Raw genomic sequence first — 15,525 nt, 5'->3', positions numbered from 1 at the left:
CGGCGCTCATGCGCCAGCGCCGGCCGGGTCCGGCAGCGCGTTCGGGCCCGGGTCCAGCAGGTCGGTCTGGCGCGCGGCGTCGAAGTCGCGCGGCGTCAGGCCGCCAGCGTCGTGCGTGGTCCAGCGCACGGCGCACAGGCCCCAGCCGACGGTGAGGGTGGGGTGGTGGTTGATCGATTCGGCCAGCGCCGCCACGCGTTGGGCGAAGGCCATGGCGGCGGCGAAGTCGGTGAAGCGCCACGCCTTTTCAATGGCCGCGGCGCTGCCTTCGGCGGCCGCCTGCCAGCCGGGGGCATGGGCCAAGAATGCTTGCAAATCCATAGCTGCCTGCGCAGGTGGTTCTAGGGCTGAAGTCTGATTTTTCTTGAAATCGCTCATGTCGGCAGCACCTGCGCGCCCATGCGCGCGATGCGCTCGCTGGCCGGTGGGTGCGAGTAGTAGAAGCGCACGTACAGCGGGTCGGGCGTCAGCGTGCTGGCGTTGTCCTTGTAGAGCTTGACCAGTGCGTTGGACAAATCCTGCGCGTTGGCCTGGCTGGCGGCGTAGGCGTCGGCTTCAAATTCGTGCTTGCGCGACAGCTGCGCCATCAGCGGCGACAGGAAGAAGCTGAACAGCGGCACCACCAGCAAAAACAGCAGCAGCGCCAGCGCGTGGTTGGGCACGGCGCCGCCCAGCGTGGCCGGCAGGTTGGGCGTGACGCCCAACCCGGCGTAAAACCACGGCTGGCCCGACAGCCAGCCCAGCAGCGCGAGGCCGGCCAGGCTGAAGGCGAACAGGCCGGCGATGCGCTTGACGATGTGGCGGTGCTTGAAGTGGCCCAGCTCGTGCGCCAGCACCGCTTCGACCTCGGCCGGGGTCAGCTGGCTGAGCAGCGTGTCGAAGAACACCACGCGCTTGGCCGCGCCAAAGCCGGTGAAGTAGGCGTTGGCGTGGGCGCTGCGGCGGCTGCCGTCCATCACGAACAAGCCCTTGGCCTTGAAGCCACAGCGCGCCATCAGCTGGCCTACGCGTTCGGAGAGCGACTCGTCCTGCAACGGCTGGAAGCGGTTGAATAGGGGCGCGATGACGGTGGGGTAGATCACCAGCATCAGCAGACTGAAGACCATCCACACGGCCCAGGTCCACAGCCACCACGCGTCGCCCGTGGCCTGCATCAGCCACAGCACGCCCGCGGCCAGCGGCACGCCGATGGCGAGGCTGAGCAGCGTGGACTTGAGCAGGTCGCCCAGCCACAGCGACCAGCTCATCTTGTTGAAGCCAAAGCGCTCTTCGATCACGAAGGTCTGGTAGACGGACGCGGGCAAATCGATCAGCCCGTTGATGACGGCAAAGCTGACCAGCAGCGCCAGCGGCTGCAGCAGCGGGCGCGGGCCCAGCCAGTCCAGCAGGGCGCCGTTGAGCCACTCCAGACCGCCCAGCAGCGTCCAGCCCAGCAGCACGGCGGCGGCGACGCCGAGCTCCAGCAGGCCGAAGCGCAGCTTGGCCACGGTGTAGTCGGCCGCGCGCTGGTGCGAAGACAAGGCGATGGTGTCGACAAACTCCGCTGGCACGGCGGCGCGGTGCCGCGCCACTGCGCGGATCTGGCGCGACGCCAGCCAGAACTTGACGGCCAGGTTGGCCAGCAGGACCAGGGCGAACACCAGGCTGGTCACCAAAGCGGGGGAAAACGGCTCGTTCAAGGTAGGAGGCTCCGCAAAAAAGGCGGTCGTCAGGGCAAAACCCGCAGTTTAGGGCGCGCGCGGGCCGTCGCAAGGGACGCGGTGCAGCGCGCACATGGTCTTGGCGTGGACAATCGGGCGCATGAGTGAATCCGATCCAACGCTGACGCCGGCTCCGGCGCTGGCCAAATCCGACGACAACCTGGTCTGGCTGGACTGCGAAATGACAGGCCTGGACCCCGAGAAGGAACGCATCATCGAGATCGCCGTGATCGTGACCGATCCTTGGCTGAAAACGCGCGTGGAAGGCCCGGTGCTGGCCGTGCACCAGAGCGACGCGCAGCTGGACGCCATGGACGCCTGGAACAAGGGCACGCATGGGCGCAGCGGTCTGATCGACAAGGTCAAGGCCAGCACGCTGACCGAGGCCATGGCCGAGCAGCAGGTGATCGACTTCCTGGCGAAGTACGTGGGCAAGGGCGCCTCGCCGCTGTGCGGCAACACCATCGGGCAGGACCGGCGCTTTCTGGTCAAGTACATGCCGAGGCTGGAGGCGTTCTTTCACTACCGCAGCATCGACGTGAGCACGCTGAAGGAACTGGCGCGCCGCTGGCGACCAGAGGTCGCGGCATCGTTCAAGAAACAGCAGTCGCACACCGCGCTGGCCGATGTGCATGAGTCGATCGACGAACTGGAGCATTACCGGACGCACTTCATCCAGCTTGCTCCTACCACAGAGACTTGAAGGAATATCGCCGCCGAACGGCGCCAGAACTACGCGAGCAGCTATTGAGATTGAAGCGCTCCGCGGCGGCTGTCGAGCGTGCCGAGGAACGAATCGGCCTGGGGCCAGTGCGACATGTCGGAGTCCGAGGGGTCGGCGTGGGCGCCAAAGCGCTGTTCGCGTCCGCGGTCCAGCGCTTGGTGCAGGTGGCTACGCACGACGTCCAAATCGGCCGGCTGCGTGCGGTGCGCCAGCATCATCGCTTCGCCGGCGCCAAGGAACTCGCTGCGCAGCGACTCCGCCTTGGGCAGTGCGTCGGAAGACAGGACCCAGTAGCCAATGCCGCATTGACCCAGCAGCGTGTGCTTGAGGTGCTTGTTCCCGCGCGACAGGCCGCGCGGGCCGCTCAGGTCGACACAGCCGATCACCTGGCCGTCGTTGGCGCAGATGGTGAAGCTGCAGTAGGCGGTGCTCAGCATTTCGAACCATTCGTGCCCCTGCTCGGGGTCGCGCGGCAGCGTGAAACGGGTGAGCGGCAGCTTGGGGACGACCTGGTGGTCGGGGAAGGTCACGCGCAACCAGTGCCAGACCCGGCGTTCTGCGCTGTTGGCGAGGGGTCGCGGATTCAGCGGCCACTGCTTGGGCATCCGGCGTGGTTTTTCAGCCGGGCGCTCGCGGGCGACCCGGCTACGCTCCGAGAAGTAAAGCGCAAGCCCGAGCAAACCGGCCAGCAAGCCGATCATGCCCAGCACAACGATCGTCACACCCCCCGAACCGGTCAGCGCGTTCACCTGAGACTCCCCTCTACCTATGGTGGTATTTATCGGTAATAGTAACGGATTCATGTGAAGATTAAACTTTTCTATACATCTCGACCGAGCCGTAAAGGCCGATTCCAAGCCAATTCGCTACTAATTCACGCCAGACAAACGGTTCCCGGTTTGGTAACGATATTCACATGGGCCAAACGGATCTCCGACTATGCGGCTTGACCAGATGCTGTTTTCCCAGGGCTTTGGCACACGGCGCCTGTGCGCTGGTCTGATCGAGCAAGGGCTGGTCACGGTCGGCGGACAGGTGTGCGATGCGCCGGACGCCGATGTCGATACCCGTGCGGATACCTTGCGGTACGCCGTGAAGGGCGTGGATTGGGCCTACCACGAGCGTGCCTACCTCATGGTGCACAAGCCGTCGGGCTACGAGTGTTCGCACCGCCCAGGAGCTTGGCCCAGCGTCTACACCTTGCTGCCTGCGCCGCTGCGCCAGCGGCCGCCGCACACCAAGTCGTCCGCCAAGATCGTTGGGGTGCAGGCCGTCGGCCGGCTCGATCAGGACACCACCGGCCTGTTGCTGCTGTCGGACGACGGGGCCTTCATCCATCGCATGAATTCGCCCAGGCATCATGTGCCGAAGGTGTACGAAGTGACTACCCGCCATTCCCTGGACGCGCGCCAGATCGAGCGCCTGACCGGTGGTGTGGTGCTGGACGACGACCCCAAGCCGGTGGCTGCCGCTGCCGCGGTGGCGGTGGGCGACAACCATCTGCGCCTGACCCTGACCGAAGGCAAGTACCACCAGGTCAAGCGCATGGTGGCCGCAGTCGGCAATCGGGTGGAAGCGCTGCACCGGTCGCGAATCGGTGGGCTGGCTCTTCCGGCAGACCTGGCACCGGGCCAATGGCGTTGGCTGAGCTCGCAGGACCTAGCTGCGTTGCGGGGCTGATGCCGTGCCGCGGCTGATCTGAAAGAAGGGCCGCTCAACAGCACGAGCATCACCTTGGCGGCGAGCGGACGCCGCGGTCACCGCCAGGTCACACGAATTTCCTACATTGGTCGCCAACAGGATACTCAGGAGTGGCGAAATGATTCTGGCCAAAACCGAGCGTGGGCGGGCCTTGCTGGCCGAGCGGCGCGCGCTGAGTCCGCGCGAACGACAATTGCTGGTGCTGGCCGATGGTCGGCGCAGCACGGCGGAACTGGAGCGCTGGCTGGGTTTTGCGGTGGAGCCGGTGATGCAGCGACTGGTCACCGAAGGCTACCTCGAGCGCGTGCGCCTCGGGCCGGGGGCGCTGCCGATCGCCGAGTTGCCACCCGCCGCACCGCTAGCCGTACCGCAACCCGTTGCCGAGCCAGCTTCGCCCGTCGTGCCCCTGCGCGACCTGGCGCCCGCAGGTGCAGCGCGCGGCGGCTCGCGCCGCTCATTGGCCGCCAGCAAGATGTATGTGGTCAGCCTGATGCAGATGCTGCGCGACGCCGATGCGGCATCGCTCGCGGTGTCGCTGCACTGCGCCGAAGCCGCCGAGGATCTGGTCGATGCCCTGGTCGCCGCGCTGGTGTTCGTTCATCGGCGCAGCGGCGCGGACTACGCTGCCAGGGTTGCCAGCAGGTTGATGGAGGTGATGCCGATGGCGCACCTGCCTCAGTTGTGCGATGCGCTGGAGGCCACGGGCGCAGCGGTATTCCAGGAGGTCTCCGCGGTACAGCGCGAAACCTCTGGCCGAACGCCTGCGCCGATGGGCGTGCATGGGGAGCAAGCAGTGGCGACGGGCAAGCCCCCGCGGCAGACTGCGGTGGCCTGAGCGGCCTTGACCGTGCGGCGAACTCGCCGCCACGCCGGATAGGGTGAGTGCACAAAAAAAGGCCGCTGAATGCGGCCGTTTTTCCTGTTTCAAGCTTGGAGGCGGCGGCGTGGTGTTACCGCCCTTTTGGGTTATTCGCCAGCGCTGGTCTGGTTGGCGCCCTGTGCGTTCGGGGCTTGCGCTGTGGCAGAGCGGTCCTGGCTGTTGGCCTGCGTGGCCACGGTCGAGCCGTCCAACGCACCCGATGCCGGGGTCTGAGCGATCGCTTCCTGGCGAACGGCTTCGCGGGTGGTTGTGGACGCCGACTTGGCTTCGTTCAGGAACAGCGGACCTTCGCCGCTGGCAGGCATTTGGGCCATGGCGTTGCCCGCGAACAGCGCGGACAGGGCAGCAGCAGCGGCGAGGGAGGCAAAACGTGTGGTCATGGTCATTCCTTTCATTCGGTGGTTGGCCAGCCGGTGGCTGGCTTCAGGTGACGTGGCTTTGTCGACAGCCGAGTCGTGATGGCTGTGGACTGCCCCGTCTCCATAGGCTCTACTTTGGCCCATCCGCCGCAAAAGAAACAGGACCGAGTATGCAATGGACTATTTCCAAATTGGAAATAATCATTGGGAACTAATCGAGATTGCGTCATTTTGCTCTACATGGATGCCGGGAATGCCGTCCGAAACGCGGCGTCCATGACGGGCGGTCAGAACGGGCTGGCCCCGGCACGTCGCCCCCACTGGCCGGACAAGTTCCGGTCAGAGCCGACGATCCAGCGGCGCTGAGCGGACAGGAAAGCAAAACGGCCGCATCAGCGGCCGCCTCATGTTTTTCCGAAAAGTGCGTCTCGGCAGCGCCGTGGCGCCGCCCAGCCTTCATCACTCGCCAGCAGCTTGCGTGGGCGCGCTGCGGTACTGCTGAGCGACGGTGCTGCCATCGAATGCGCCCGACGCAGGACGGTGCGCAATGGCTTCCTGACGCACGGCTTCGCGGCTCACGCCGGCTGTGCTTTGAGCCACTGTGGAGCCATCGAACACGCCCGATGCAGGACGCTGGGCCACAGCTTCGTTCTGCACGGCGCTGCGGCTGACCGTCGACACGGCTTGCGTCTCGTTCAGGAACAGAGGGCCTTCGCCGCTGGCGGGCACTTGGGCCATGGCGTTGCCGGCGAACAGAGCGGACAGGGCAGCAGCGGCGGCGATGGAAGCGAACTTGGTCATGGTGAATATCCTCGATTAACTGGTCTTCAAAGTGCCAGCAGACTTTGCTGGCGGTGTTTGTGGCCGTGGCGCTAAACGAAGCCTTTTTGAGGGGCTTGGCCTTGCGCTGCTGCCATGACCTGTACTTTGCGCCTGGGGGCGGGTTTGAAAAAGGACCTGGGAGGCAAGTCACTGTTTCGGCCTTGGAAACAATGGGCGCGGGAGGGTTCGCCGCATCGGCATGCCAGCGTTCTGAGGTCGCCCACCCAAGAAATTCAAGAGAAATCTGCCGCTAGCCCTACAGCCATCAGCGCAGCTAGCTATGTAAAACGTAGTAAAGAGCAGGCGACCAGCTGCTTCTTAAATCGACTCAGCTATTTCGCACGGTGCCGCGCCGATCCGCGCTCAGTCCAGCACCGCCACGCCCTTGAGCTGGGCGAACAGCGATTGCCCGGGTTTCAGTTGCAGCGCGTCGGCCGACTTGCGCGTGACGCGCGCCAGCAGGGTGCTGCCGCCCACATCCAGCGCCACCAGTGTCTGCGCCGGGCCGTCGTCGCCGATCGACCGCACCGTGGCGGGCAGCACGTTCAGGATGCTGGTGTCGTGCGCCGCGGCCAGCGTCAGGCTGACGTCGCGCGCCTGCACGCGCAGGCGCACCCGCTGGCCCAGCGCGCGCTCCGGTGTGCCGGGCGCCTGCAGGCACTGCAGCACACCGCCGGCAAAGTGCACGTGCATCAAGCGGTAGGTAGCGTCAAACGCCTCCAGCCGCCCGTCGATCAGCGCGCTGGCGGCGTCGCCCTGCGTCAGCGACAGGTCCATGCGCGTCATCAACTCGGCTGTGGGGCCGTGGGACACGGCGCGGCCGGCGTCCACCAGCAGCACGTCATCGGCCAGGCGCGCGACCTCGTCCAGCGAATGCGTGACGTAGCACACGGGGATGTCCAGCTCGCGCTGCAGGCGCTCGAAATACGGGAGCAGCTCGGCCTTGCGCGGCGCGTCCAGCGCGGCCAGGGGTTCGTCCATCAGCAGCAGGCGCGGGCTGGTGGCCAGGGCGCGCGCGATGGCCACGCGCTGGCGCTCGCCGCCCGACAGGCCGGCCGGGCTGCGCCCCAGCAGCGCGGCGATGCCCAGCAGGTCGATGGCCTGCTCCAGCGACACGCGGCGCTCGGCCGGCGGCACGCGGCGGCGGCCAAAGTCCAGGTTGCGCTGCACGCTCAGGTGCTCGAACAGGCTGGCCTCCTGAAACACCACGCCCAGCGGCCGGCGGTGCGTGGGGCGCCACACGCGCTGTGCGTCGTCCTGCCAGACGTCGCCGTTGACCACCACGCGCCCCGGCTGCGGGCGCACCAGACCGGCGACCGCGCGCAGCAGCGTGGTCTTGCCGCAGCCGGACGCGCCGAAGATGGCGGTGATGCCGCGCCCGGCCAGTGTCACGTCCACATCGAGCGCGAAGTCCGTGCCGCGCTCGACCCGCGCACGCACGGCGACGCCGGGCGCGCTCGAAGCCGGAGAATCTGATTCAAATTGGCCTGCAGCGCTGGATACATCTGCGCTGGCAGCTACGAAAGTCATAGTATTCCCGCCGCTTCAGTTGGCCGCAACACGCCGGCTCTGGATCAGGTGCAAGAGCAGCAGAACCACGAACGAGAACACCAGCATGCCGCCGGCCAGCCAGTGCGCCTGCGTGTATTCCAGCGCTTCGACATGGTCGTAGATCTGCACGGCGATGGTACGCGTCTGCCCGGGGATGTTGCCGCCGATCATCAGCACCACGCCAAACTCGCCCAGCGTGTGGGCGAAGCCCATCACCGCGCCGGTCAGGTAACCGGGGCGCGCCAGCGGCACGGCAACGTGCCAGAAGGCGTCGAGCGGGCCGGCGCGCAGGGTGGCCGCGGCTTCCAGCGGGCGCTCGCCCATCAGCTCGAACGCGCCCACCAGCGGCTGCACCACAAAGGGCAGCGAATACAGCAGCGAGCCGAGCAGCAAACCCCAGTAAGTGAAAGCCAGCGTGGTGCCGCCCAGCGCCTGCGTCAGCTGGCCCAGCGGCCCGTTCGGCCCCATGCCCACCAGCAGGTAAAACCCCAGCACCGACGGCGGCAGCACCAGCGGCAGCGCCACCAGGGCGCGCACCGGCACGCGCAGCCAGCCCAGGCGCCCACCCTGGCCGCGCGCCAGCCACCAGGCGAGCGGCGTGCCCAGCACCAGCAGGATCAGCGTGGTGCTGAGCGCCAGCTCGATCGACAGGCGCACGGCGGCGAGGGCAGCGGAATCCAGCATCAGGAATCGGACAGGGCGGGGCGTGCAGTGAGTACGGGGCCGCTTTCGGCCCCGGGTTGCTCATCGAATGGTAGCTGGCTGCGCATACCCAGCAAAGGCTGGCGGCGCCAAAGATTCAAAGGTGACGCGCCGAATGCGCGCCTGCTCACTTGACGGCGTAGCCGTAGGTGCGGATGAATTCCTTGGTCTTGGGCGTCTTCATCAGGTCCATCCAGGCCTTGGCCGCGGGATTGCCGGCCGCGCGCTTGAGCGTGACCGCGTCCTGCACGATGGGTGCGTGCAACCGCTCGGGCACGATCCACATCGAGCCGCCCTTGAGTTGGCCGTTGTACAGCACCTGCGACAGCGCGACAAAGCCAACCTCGGCGTTGCCCGTGGCGATGAAGTTGTAGGTCTGGCCAATGCTTTCGCCGGTGACCAGCTTGGGCTGCAGCGTCGCCATCAGGCCCAGTTTTTCCATGGCCTCCATCGCAGCCGCGCCGTAGGGCGCGTTCTTGGGGTTGGCAACGGCCAGCTTGTTGAACTGGTTGGCTTTCAGCACTTCGCCCTTGTCGTCGACATAACCAGGCTTGGCCGACCACAGCACCAGCTGGCCAGTGGCGTAGGTGAAGCGCGAGCCGGGCACGGTGTCGCCTTCTTTTTCCAGGCGGGCGGGCCGCTCGTCGTCGGCGGCCATCAGCACGTCAAACGGCGCACCGTTCTTGATCTGGGAGTAAAACGCCCCGGTGGCGCCAAACGACAGCTTGGCCGTGTGGCCGGTGGTCTTTTCCAGGATCGCTGCCAGGGCCTTGGCCGGTTCGGTGAAGTTGGCGGCGACGGCAACGTTCACCGTTTCGGCGTGCAGCGTGAACGAGGCGGCGCAAGCGGCGAAAAGGGCGATCAGGCGGCGCAGGGAGCGGGACATGGGCAGATCCTTGGGACGGTCGGTCGCAGCGCTGCTGAAGCGATGCGCTATTCATAAACGGAATAGCGAGTGTAGCAGCCGCCCGTCGCATGGGGCGCGCGAGCGGCTGCGCCAGAATCCCCCCATGGTTCGACGCGCGCTTTCCCCCCAGAACATGGGCTATGCCCAGGCCGACAAACGCCTGCAGATCCTGCAACTGGTGGGCGAGCAGGGCTCCATCTCGCAGGCCGCGCGCACGGCCGGCATCAGCTACAAGGCGGCCTGGCAGGCCATCCACACGCTGACCAACCTGGCCGGCATGCCGCTGGTGGACAGCGCGGTGGGTGGCAGCGGTGGCGGCGGTGCGCGCCTGACGCCCGCCGGCGTGCGCCTGCTGGAAGCCGCGCATCAGATGGACGTGGCGCGCCGCGGCGTGCTGGAGCGCATCAACGCGCCCTCGGCCGCCGCGCTGGCCGGTCCGCGCACCAGCATGCGCAACCACCTGCCCTGCCGCGTGGCGCGGCTGGAAAGCGATGGCGCGCGCGACCCCATGGTGCGCGTCGTGCTGGCCCTGGCCGATGGGGGCGAGTTGGCGTCGCTGATCACCCGCGAAAGTGCCGAGCTGCTGGCGCTGGCACCCGGCTTGCCGGTGCTGGCGTTGTGCAAGGCGACGGCGGTGCGCGTGGCGTCGCTGACCGATGTGGCGGCGCGCGCGCGCGGCGCCACCGTGCCGGTCAACCGGCTGGCTGGCAAGGTGGCGCGCCTGTCGCGCGGCGTGCAGCGCGATGAGGCGGTGGTGACGCTGGCGGGCGGCCTGCAATTGGTCGGCTTTGCTGCGCGACCCAACCGATTGCGCAGCGGCAGTCGCGCGGTGGCCGAGCTGGACGAAAGCGCGGTGGTGGTGGCGTTGACCGCCTGAGTCGGGTCGTTTTAAGGAAAATCGGCCTCCGGCTCTAGAACCATCTGCGCAGCCAGCTACGGTTTATGTAGCGTTCAGCGCGCCGTCCAGCGTCGGCCACAGCAAGGGGAACAGCGCGTCCTGCATCGGCACGCCGGCCGGGAGGCGATCGGCCAGGCCGGGGAACGGCGGTGAGGTGACCCAGCTGCGCGGCGCGTGTGTGATGTCGTCGCCCAGCATGCGCACGGAAAACACGCGGCGCCGCGCACCGCCCGCCACGCCGCCCGCGGCGTGCAGGCTGAGCATGTGAAAGGCGATGACGTCGCCCGGCGCCACCGCCCAGCCGACGATGGGGAAGGCGTTGCGGTCCGCCTCGATGTCGGGCAGGTCGGCCAGGCTGCCTTCGGGAAACCATTTGGCCTGGTGGTCCATGAAGGTGCGCGGCATCAGCCACGGGCCGCGGTGCGAACCGGCGACGAATTCCAGCGTGGACGGGCGCGCCACCGGGTCGACCGGGATCCAGAAACTGACGTTCTGCTGCCCGTCGATGTTGTAGTAGGGCTGGTCCTGGTGCCAGGGCGTCTTCTGGCGCGTGCCCGGCTCCTTGGTCAGCATGTGGTCGTGGTACAGGCGCACCTGCTGGCTGCCCATCAGGCGGGCCGCGGCCGCGGCAAGGGGCGACTGGGTGATGACGTCGCGGTAGGCCGCGTTGTCCTGCCAGTTGCAGAAGTCCTCAATGAAAAAGCCCGGGTCGTCCGGCCGGCTGGCGACCTTGGCGCGCGGGCTGGGCGTGGCGATGTTGGCATCGATGCCGGCGCGCAGCAGGGCGACTTCGTCGGCGTTCAGCAGCTGGCGCAGGCACACGGCGCCATCGCGGGCGAAGGCTGCGGCCAATTCAGGGGTGACGACGCGCTCGGCGCGGGCGTTCAGGTCGGGCGGGCTCATGCGCCCCATTGTGCGTCGGCGGCGGGCGGAACCGCGGCGGCCGACAGGGTTTCAAACTCGGTGGTTTCCCCCGCAAAGCCATCGGCACGCAGGCGAGCGCGCAGACGCACGGTTGCGCCCAATGCGGGCAATTCCGACACCGGAAACAGCTGCCCGGCCACGCGCACCCAGGACCCGCGTTCGATTCGGTTGCGGGGTCCGCGCCAGGTCGCGCGCAGGGTTTCGGTGACCGGGCCTTGCGCGGCCACCCAGCCGACCCAGTGCTGCGGCCCGTCGGCCATGTGTGCCAGGATGTACAGCGCCACTATCGGCAGCAGCCACAGCGCCAGCCAGGGCGACATGCCACGTGGCAGGCCCAACAGCAGCCCGACGCCGCCCACGCCCAGGGCCAGGAACAAGCCGGTGCGGTGCGCACGGCGCGTCAGCAGGCGCTGTTCGGCCGCGTTCAGGCCCGCCTCGTGGTGCAAGGTGGCGGTGTCGTCCCAGTCGGGGTAGCGCACGCCCAGCAGGCGCTCGCCCCGGCTGGTCCGCTGCACGGTGACGGCGGTGCCGCCCACGCCGGCCACCGTTTCGATGCGCAGGCGCCCGACCACGAAGCCCGAGCCCAGGGGCAAGGCCGGGTAGGCGCGCCAGCCCTCGCCGCCTACCGTGTAGGTCAGGGCGTTGCCGCTGGCGGCCAAACCGTCCGCGTCGCCCCGGATGATCTGTTTGCGCGGCGCGGCAACGTCGCCACGCACGCCGCGGTTGACGTGGCGCAGCCAGAAGAAAAAGCCGTTCAGTCCCAGCCAGGCCGTGAGCAACGGCAGCACCAGCTCGCGGCGAAAGCCGTCCGGGTTGGGCGCGGCGACGACCAACAGCGCGCCAATCCACGCCAGCGCCACCGCGTTCGCCAGCAGCCAGAATCCCCAGCGCTGGCCTGCCAGCAAGCTCGGCGCCACCAACTTCAGGTGGGCCAGTTCGTCGGCGCTGAGGGGGGCGTCTTCTACAAGCAAATCGGTCTGTGGTCCTAAGAGATCATGCGCGGGCAGCTATGAAAAGCGCAGCGGTCTTGATGCCGACGTAGGTCATCAGCAAGGACCCCGCCAGGTGCGCGGTCGCCGTCATCAGCGCCTGCACCCAGCGCTCCAGCATCAGCATGTCGACCACTTCCATGCTGAAGCTGGAAAAGGTGGTCAGTGCGCCCAGGAAGCCGGTGACCAGCAGCAGGCGCCACGTCGGGTCGATGCCGGGGTGCTGCTGGAGCACGCCGATGAACAGGCCAATCAGGTAGCCGCCGATCAGGTTGGCCGCCAGCGTGCCCCAGGGCATCAGCGCGCCGGCATGGTTCAGCCACAGGCCGAGGTGCCAGCGCAGCAGGGCGCCCGCGCAGGCGCCCAGGCAGATGGCGAGGACGGCGGGCATGGCTTAAAAGGCGAGGCGCGGCGGGCGGCGCCGCTCAGAACGGCGGGCCGTCGTCGTCTGCGGCCGTGGTCGCCACCGCGGCGGTGGGCGCTTTGGCGGTGGTCGTGGCCACCTGCGGCGCGTCGGGCGGCGTGGGGAAGGCGGCTGGGTCGGCCTCGCCGCCCAGCGCTTCGATCAGGTCGGTGATCAGGCCGCTCAGCTCGCCGGTGGCCAGGGCCACGTCGGCGTCAAATCGGTCGTCGTCTTTGCTGGTGGCGCCTTCCTCGAACACGCCTTCTTCAAACGTGATCTTCTTGAGCTGCAGCGCCTGCGTCAGCATGAAGCCCACGCGGCCCTGCCAGCCCAGGGCCAGCTTGGTCGGCAGCTTGCCTTCGGCGATGTGCTGGCGCACTTCGTCGGTCACCAGGTCGTGGCGGGTGAACTTGACGACGGCCGGCTCGTCGCCACTGCCTTTGAGTTCGCATTCGCGCTCGACGTGGAAGGCGTCGGGCAGCTCGTCCGCCGATTCCGCCGCCAGCCAAGCCGACATGACGGCCTGTGGCGTCTGCGTGGTCTGCAGCAGGCGCACGCCAAAGCCTTGGCCAGCCACGCGCACCAGGCTGGTGATCAGCTCGTCGGCCTTGCCTTGCGCGCCGGTGTCGAGCACCAGCCAATGCTGTTCGGGGTCGATCCAGGCGGTGACCTGGGCGCGGCGCGGGAAGGCCTGCGGTAGCAGGGCGTTGAGTGCGTCGTCGCGCAAATCGCGCACTTCCTTCTTGCCGGGTTTGCGGCCAGTGGTTTTCTCGATCTCGGCCACGGCCTCGTCCGTGCGGCGGCGCACCGCGTCGCCAGGAACGGACTTGGTCTCGATGACGAAACGCGCGATCCACTGGCCATCAACCACTTCGACCAACGCCCCGTGCGCTTCGCCCCTCGGGGGCACCCAGCCGGTGGCGCGCTGTTGGGTGGCGCTGCACTCGGCAAAGGGTTCGGTGGCCAGCGCTTCTTCCAGCTGCTGCGCGGAGGTCGGCCAGCCCGGCTCCAGGCGGTACAGCATCACATTCTTGAACACGAATCTCTCACTCTCGATCAGCGTCCGCACGGTGGGCGGACCGGACCGGCATCATAGGGGAGCGCGCAGTGTCAGCGCGTTACATGTGTCCCGGCATCCAGGTGGCGATCTGCGGGAAGAACCACAGCAGCAGAACCATGGCGCACATCAGGAAGAAGAAGGGCATGGTCACACGCGCGATGTAGGCGATGTCTTTCTTGGTCATGCCCTGCAGCACGAACAGGTTGAAGCCCACCGGCGGGGTGATCTGCGCCATCTCGACCACGATGACCACGAAGATGCCGAACCAGATCAGATCCAATCCGGCGGCCTGAACGGTGGGCAGGATCACGCCCATGGTCAGCACCACCATGGAAATGCCGTCAAGGAAGCAGCCGAGCACGATGTAAAACACGGCCAGCGCAATGACCAGCATGAAGGGCGAGAGGCCCAGGCTGCCGATGTACTCGGCCAGGTGGCGCGGCAGGCCGATGTAGCCCATTGCAAGCGTCAGGAAGGCGGCGCCCGCCAGGATCAGCGCGATCATGCAGTACAGGCGCGTGGCGCCCAGCAGCGATGTCTTGAAGGTTTCCCAAGATAAGCTGCCTTGCACCAGCGACAGCAGCAGCGAGCCGACCACGCCCACGGCGGCGGCTTCGGTCGCCGTGGCCACGCCGGAGTAGATGGAGCCGAGCACTGCGGCAATCAGGATCACCACGGGAATCAGGTGGCGCGATTCGTGCAGCTTTTCGGCAAAGCTCAGCGTGCGGTCGGGGCGCGGCACCTTGCCCGGATTCATGAGGGCCCAGACCATGAGGTAGCCCGAGAAGAGCAGCGCCAGCAGGATGCCGGGCAGAACGCCCGCGATGAACAGCTTGGCGATGGAGACATCGGCGGCTACACCGTAGACGATCATGATGATCGATGGCGGGATCAGCAGGCCCAGCGTGCCAGCCCCCGCCAGCGACCCGATGGTGATGCCTTCGGGGTAGCCGCGCTTGGCGAGTTCCGGCAGCGACATCTTGCCGATGGTCGCGCAGGTCGCAGCCGACGAGCCCGACACCGCCGCAAAGATCGCGCAGCCGATCACGTTGGTGTGCAGCAGCCGGCCGGGCAGCCAGGTGACCCAGGGCGCCAGGCCGCGGAACATGCTTTCGCTGAGTTTGGTGCGAAAGAGTATTTCGCCCATCCACACGAACAAGGGCAGGGCGGTGAGCGTCCAACTGGAGGCCGATCCCCAGATGGTCACCGCCATGGCGTCGCCCGCGGGGCGAGCCGAAAAAAGCTGCATGCCGATCCAGGCGACGCCTGTGAGCGTGAGGCCGATCCAGACCCCGCTGCCGAGCAGCAGGAACAGCGAGGCGATCAGCAGGCCGGTGATGGCGAAGTCACTCATTGTGCAGCGCCTCCTCGGCGTGATCGTCGTGCACGCGGCGCCCGCGCAGCTCCTGCACCCATTCGTCGACAAAGGCGACGAACAGCAGCACGGTGCCAATCGCCATGCTCAGCTGTGGAATCCACAGCGGCGTGGCGTCGTTGGACGTGGACACGTCGTTGAATTCGTGCGAAACCAGCACCAGCCGGCACGCGTAGAAAGCAAACAGGCCGGCCAGCAGCACCGCCGCCGTCAAGGCCCACATTTCCATCGCGCGGCGCGGGCCACCTTGCAGGCGCCCGATGAGCAAGGTGACGCGGATGTGTTCACCCTTCTTCAGGGTGTGTGCCAGGGCCAGAAAGCCGGCCGCGGCCATGCTGTAGCCCGCGTAGGCGTCGGTCCCTGGCAGATGAAAGTGCAGCAGGCGCCCGAGGATCGAGGTCAGCACCATGACCAGCACGCCGATCATGGACAGTGCTGCGAGCCAGGCGGCGGCATCGTAGAGAAAATCAAGGAATCGGCGCATGCGCTGGGCCAGTGAGATCAAACGGTAGAAACGTCGACGCCCTCGC

General features: G+C 67.3%; 18 protein-coding genes. 4 read left to right on the top strand and 14 right to left on the bottom strand.

Going from position 1 to position 15,525, the window contains the following annotated elements; genetic code table 11:
- Positions 1 to 6: 6 nt before the first annotated feature.
- A complete protein-coding gene (locus FVQ98_RS15035) occupies positions 7 to 321 on the bottom strand; it encodes a 4a-hydroxytetrahydrobiopterin dehydratase (RefSeq protein WP_147914270.1) in 315 nt (104 codons plus the stop codon).
- A gap of 53 nt (positions 322 to 374) precedes the next feature.
- Positions 375 to 1,679 (bottom strand): M48 family metallopeptidase, encoded by a 1,305-nt coding sequence (locus FVQ98_RS15030; protein WP_255507799.1) that lies wholly within the window; start codon positions 1,677 to 1,679, stop codon positions 375 to 377.
- Positions 1,680 to 1,800: 121 nt separating this feature from the next.
- Here FVQ98_RS15030 and orn point away from each other — a divergent pair, with 121 nt between their 5' ends.
- The gene (gene orn, locus FVQ98_RS15025) at positions 1,801 to 2,403 is read left to right on the top strand and encodes an oligoribonuclease (protein WP_147914268.1); all 603 of its coding nucleotides are present in this window, start codon (positions 1,801 to 1,803) and stop codon (positions 2,401 to 2,403) included.
- Positions 2,404 to 2,444: 41 nt separating this feature from the next.
- Here orn and FVQ98_RS15020 read toward each other — a convergent pair whose 3' ends face one another.
- A complete protein-coding gene (locus FVQ98_RS15020) occupies positions 2,445 to 3,173 on the bottom strand; it encodes a DUF2726 domain-containing protein (RefSeq protein ID WP_187265755.1) in 729 nt (242 codons plus the stop codon).
- Between the two features lie 190 nt (positions 3,174 to 3,363).
- Between FVQ98_RS15020 and FVQ98_RS15015 the strand changes: the two genes are divergently transcribed.
- Together FVQ98_RS15015 and FVQ98_RS15010 are read left to right on the top strand one after the other, a co-directional pair.
- The gene (locus tag FVQ98_RS15015) at positions 3,364 to 4,104 is read left to right on the top strand and encodes a pseudouridine synthase (RefSeq protein ID WP_147914266.1); all 741 of its coding nucleotides are present in this window, start codon (positions 3,364 to 3,366) and stop codon (positions 4,102 to 4,104) included.
- A 139-nt stretch (positions 4,105 to 4,243) separates the two neighbouring features.
- Positions 4,244 to 4,960, top strand: a complete 717-nt coding sequence (locus FVQ98_RS15010) for a hypothetical protein (RefSeq protein WP_147914265.1) — start codon at positions 4,244 to 4,246, stop codon at positions 4,958 to 4,960.
- Positions 4,961 to 5,091: 131 nt separating this feature from the next.
- Here the strand turns inward: FVQ98_RS15010 and FVQ98_RS15005 are convergent, their stop codons facing one another.
- From FVQ98_RS15005 to modA, 5 genes are all read right to left on the bottom strand, one after another.
- Complete coding sequence (locus FVQ98_RS15005) at positions 5,092 to 5,385, bottom strand: hypothetical protein (protein WP_147914264.1); 294 nt, start codon at positions 5,383 to 5,385, stop codon at positions 5,092 to 5,094.
- A 438-nt stretch (positions 5,386 to 5,823) separates the two neighbouring features.
- Positions 5,824 to 6,165 carry a hypothetical protein gene (locus FVQ98_RS15000; RefSeq protein WP_147914263.1) on the bottom strand — a complete coding sequence of 114 codons (342 nt, stop codon included), beginning with the start codon at positions 6,163 to 6,165 and terminating at the stop codon, positions 5,824 to 5,826.
- A gap of 384 nt (positions 6,166 to 6,549) precedes the next feature.
- Positions 6,550 to 7,716 (bottom strand): molybdenum ABC transporter ATP-binding protein, encoded by a 1,167-nt coding sequence (modC, locus tag FVQ98_RS14995; protein WP_147914262.1) that lies wholly within the window; start codon positions 7,714 to 7,716, stop codon positions 6,550 to 6,552.
- 15 nt (positions 7,717 to 7,731) lie between these two features.
- Positions 7,732 to 8,424 (bottom strand): molybdate ABC transporter permease subunit, encoded by a 693-nt coding sequence (gene modB / locus FVQ98_RS14990; RefSeq protein ID WP_222707614.1) that lies wholly within the window; start codon positions 8,422 to 8,424, stop codon positions 7,732 to 7,734.
- Positions 8,425 to 8,566: 142 nt separating this feature from the next.
- Positions 8,567 to 9,325 (bottom strand): molybdate ABC transporter substrate-binding protein, encoded by a 759-nt coding sequence (modA, locus tag FVQ98_RS14985; RefSeq protein ID WP_147914260.1) that lies wholly within the window; start codon positions 9,323 to 9,325, stop codon positions 8,567 to 8,569.
- A 124-nt stretch (positions 9,326 to 9,449) separates the two neighbouring features.
- Between modA and FVQ98_RS14980 the strand changes: the two genes are divergently transcribed.
- Positions 9,450 to 10,223 carry a TOBE domain-containing protein gene (locus FVQ98_RS14980; protein ID WP_147914259.1) on the top strand — a complete coding sequence of 258 codons (774 nt, stop codon included), beginning with the start codon at positions 9,450 to 9,452 and terminating at the stop codon, positions 10,221 to 10,223.
- Positions 10,224 to 10,286: 63 nt separating this feature from the next.
- Here the strand turns inward: FVQ98_RS14980 and FVQ98_RS14975 are convergent, their stop codons facing one another.
- The 6 genes from FVQ98_RS14975 to FVQ98_RS14950 form a co-directional block, all read right to left on the bottom strand.
- Complete coding sequence (locus FVQ98_RS14975) at positions 10,287 to 11,147, bottom strand: phytanoyl-CoA dioxygenase family protein (RefSeq protein ID WP_147914258.1); 861 nt, start codon at positions 11,145 to 11,147, stop codon at positions 10,287 to 10,289.
- Positions 11,144 to 12,139, bottom strand: coding sequence for a hypothetical protein (locus FVQ98_RS14970; RefSeq protein ID WP_147914257.1), 996 nt, complete (start codon positions 12,137 to 12,139; stop codon positions 11,144 to 11,146). The genes FVQ98_RS14975 and FVQ98_RS14970 overlap by 4 nt, the downstream gene beginning before the upstream one ends.
- Positions 12,140 to 12,161: 22 nt before the next feature.
- A complete protein-coding gene (gene crcB, locus FVQ98_RS14965) occupies positions 12,162 to 12,548 on the bottom strand; it encodes a fluoride efflux transporter CrcB (protein ID WP_147914256.1) in 387 nt (128 codons plus the stop codon).
- 34 nt (positions 12,549 to 12,582) lie between these two features.
- Positions 12,583 to 13,599 (bottom strand): recombination-associated protein RdgC, encoded by a 1,017-nt coding sequence (locus FVQ98_RS14960; RefSeq protein ID WP_147914255.1) that lies wholly within the window; start codon positions 13,597 to 13,599, stop codon positions 12,583 to 12,585.
- Positions 13,600 to 13,678: 79 nt separating this feature from the next.
- Entirely contained in the window at positions 13,679 to 14,974 is a 1,296-nt protein-coding gene (locus FVQ98_RS14955) for a TRAP transporter large permease (protein WP_147914254.1), read from the bottom strand.
- Entirely contained in the window at positions 14,967 to 15,479 is a 513-nt protein-coding gene (locus tag FVQ98_RS14950; protein WP_147914253.1) for a TRAP transporter small permease, read from the bottom strand. The genes FVQ98_RS14955 and FVQ98_RS14950 overlap by 8 nt, the downstream gene beginning before the upstream one ends.
- Positions 15,480 to 15,525 lie beyond the last annotated feature (46 nt).

This window comes from Ottowia flava (assembly GCF_008017535.1).
Classification (GTDB): Bacteria; Pseudomonadota; Gammaproteobacteria; order Burkholderiales; family Burkholderiaceae_C; genus Ottowia; species Ottowia flava.
Note: the sequence above shows the minus strand (reverse complement) of the source record. Positions and strands in the feature narration are given on the sequence as shown.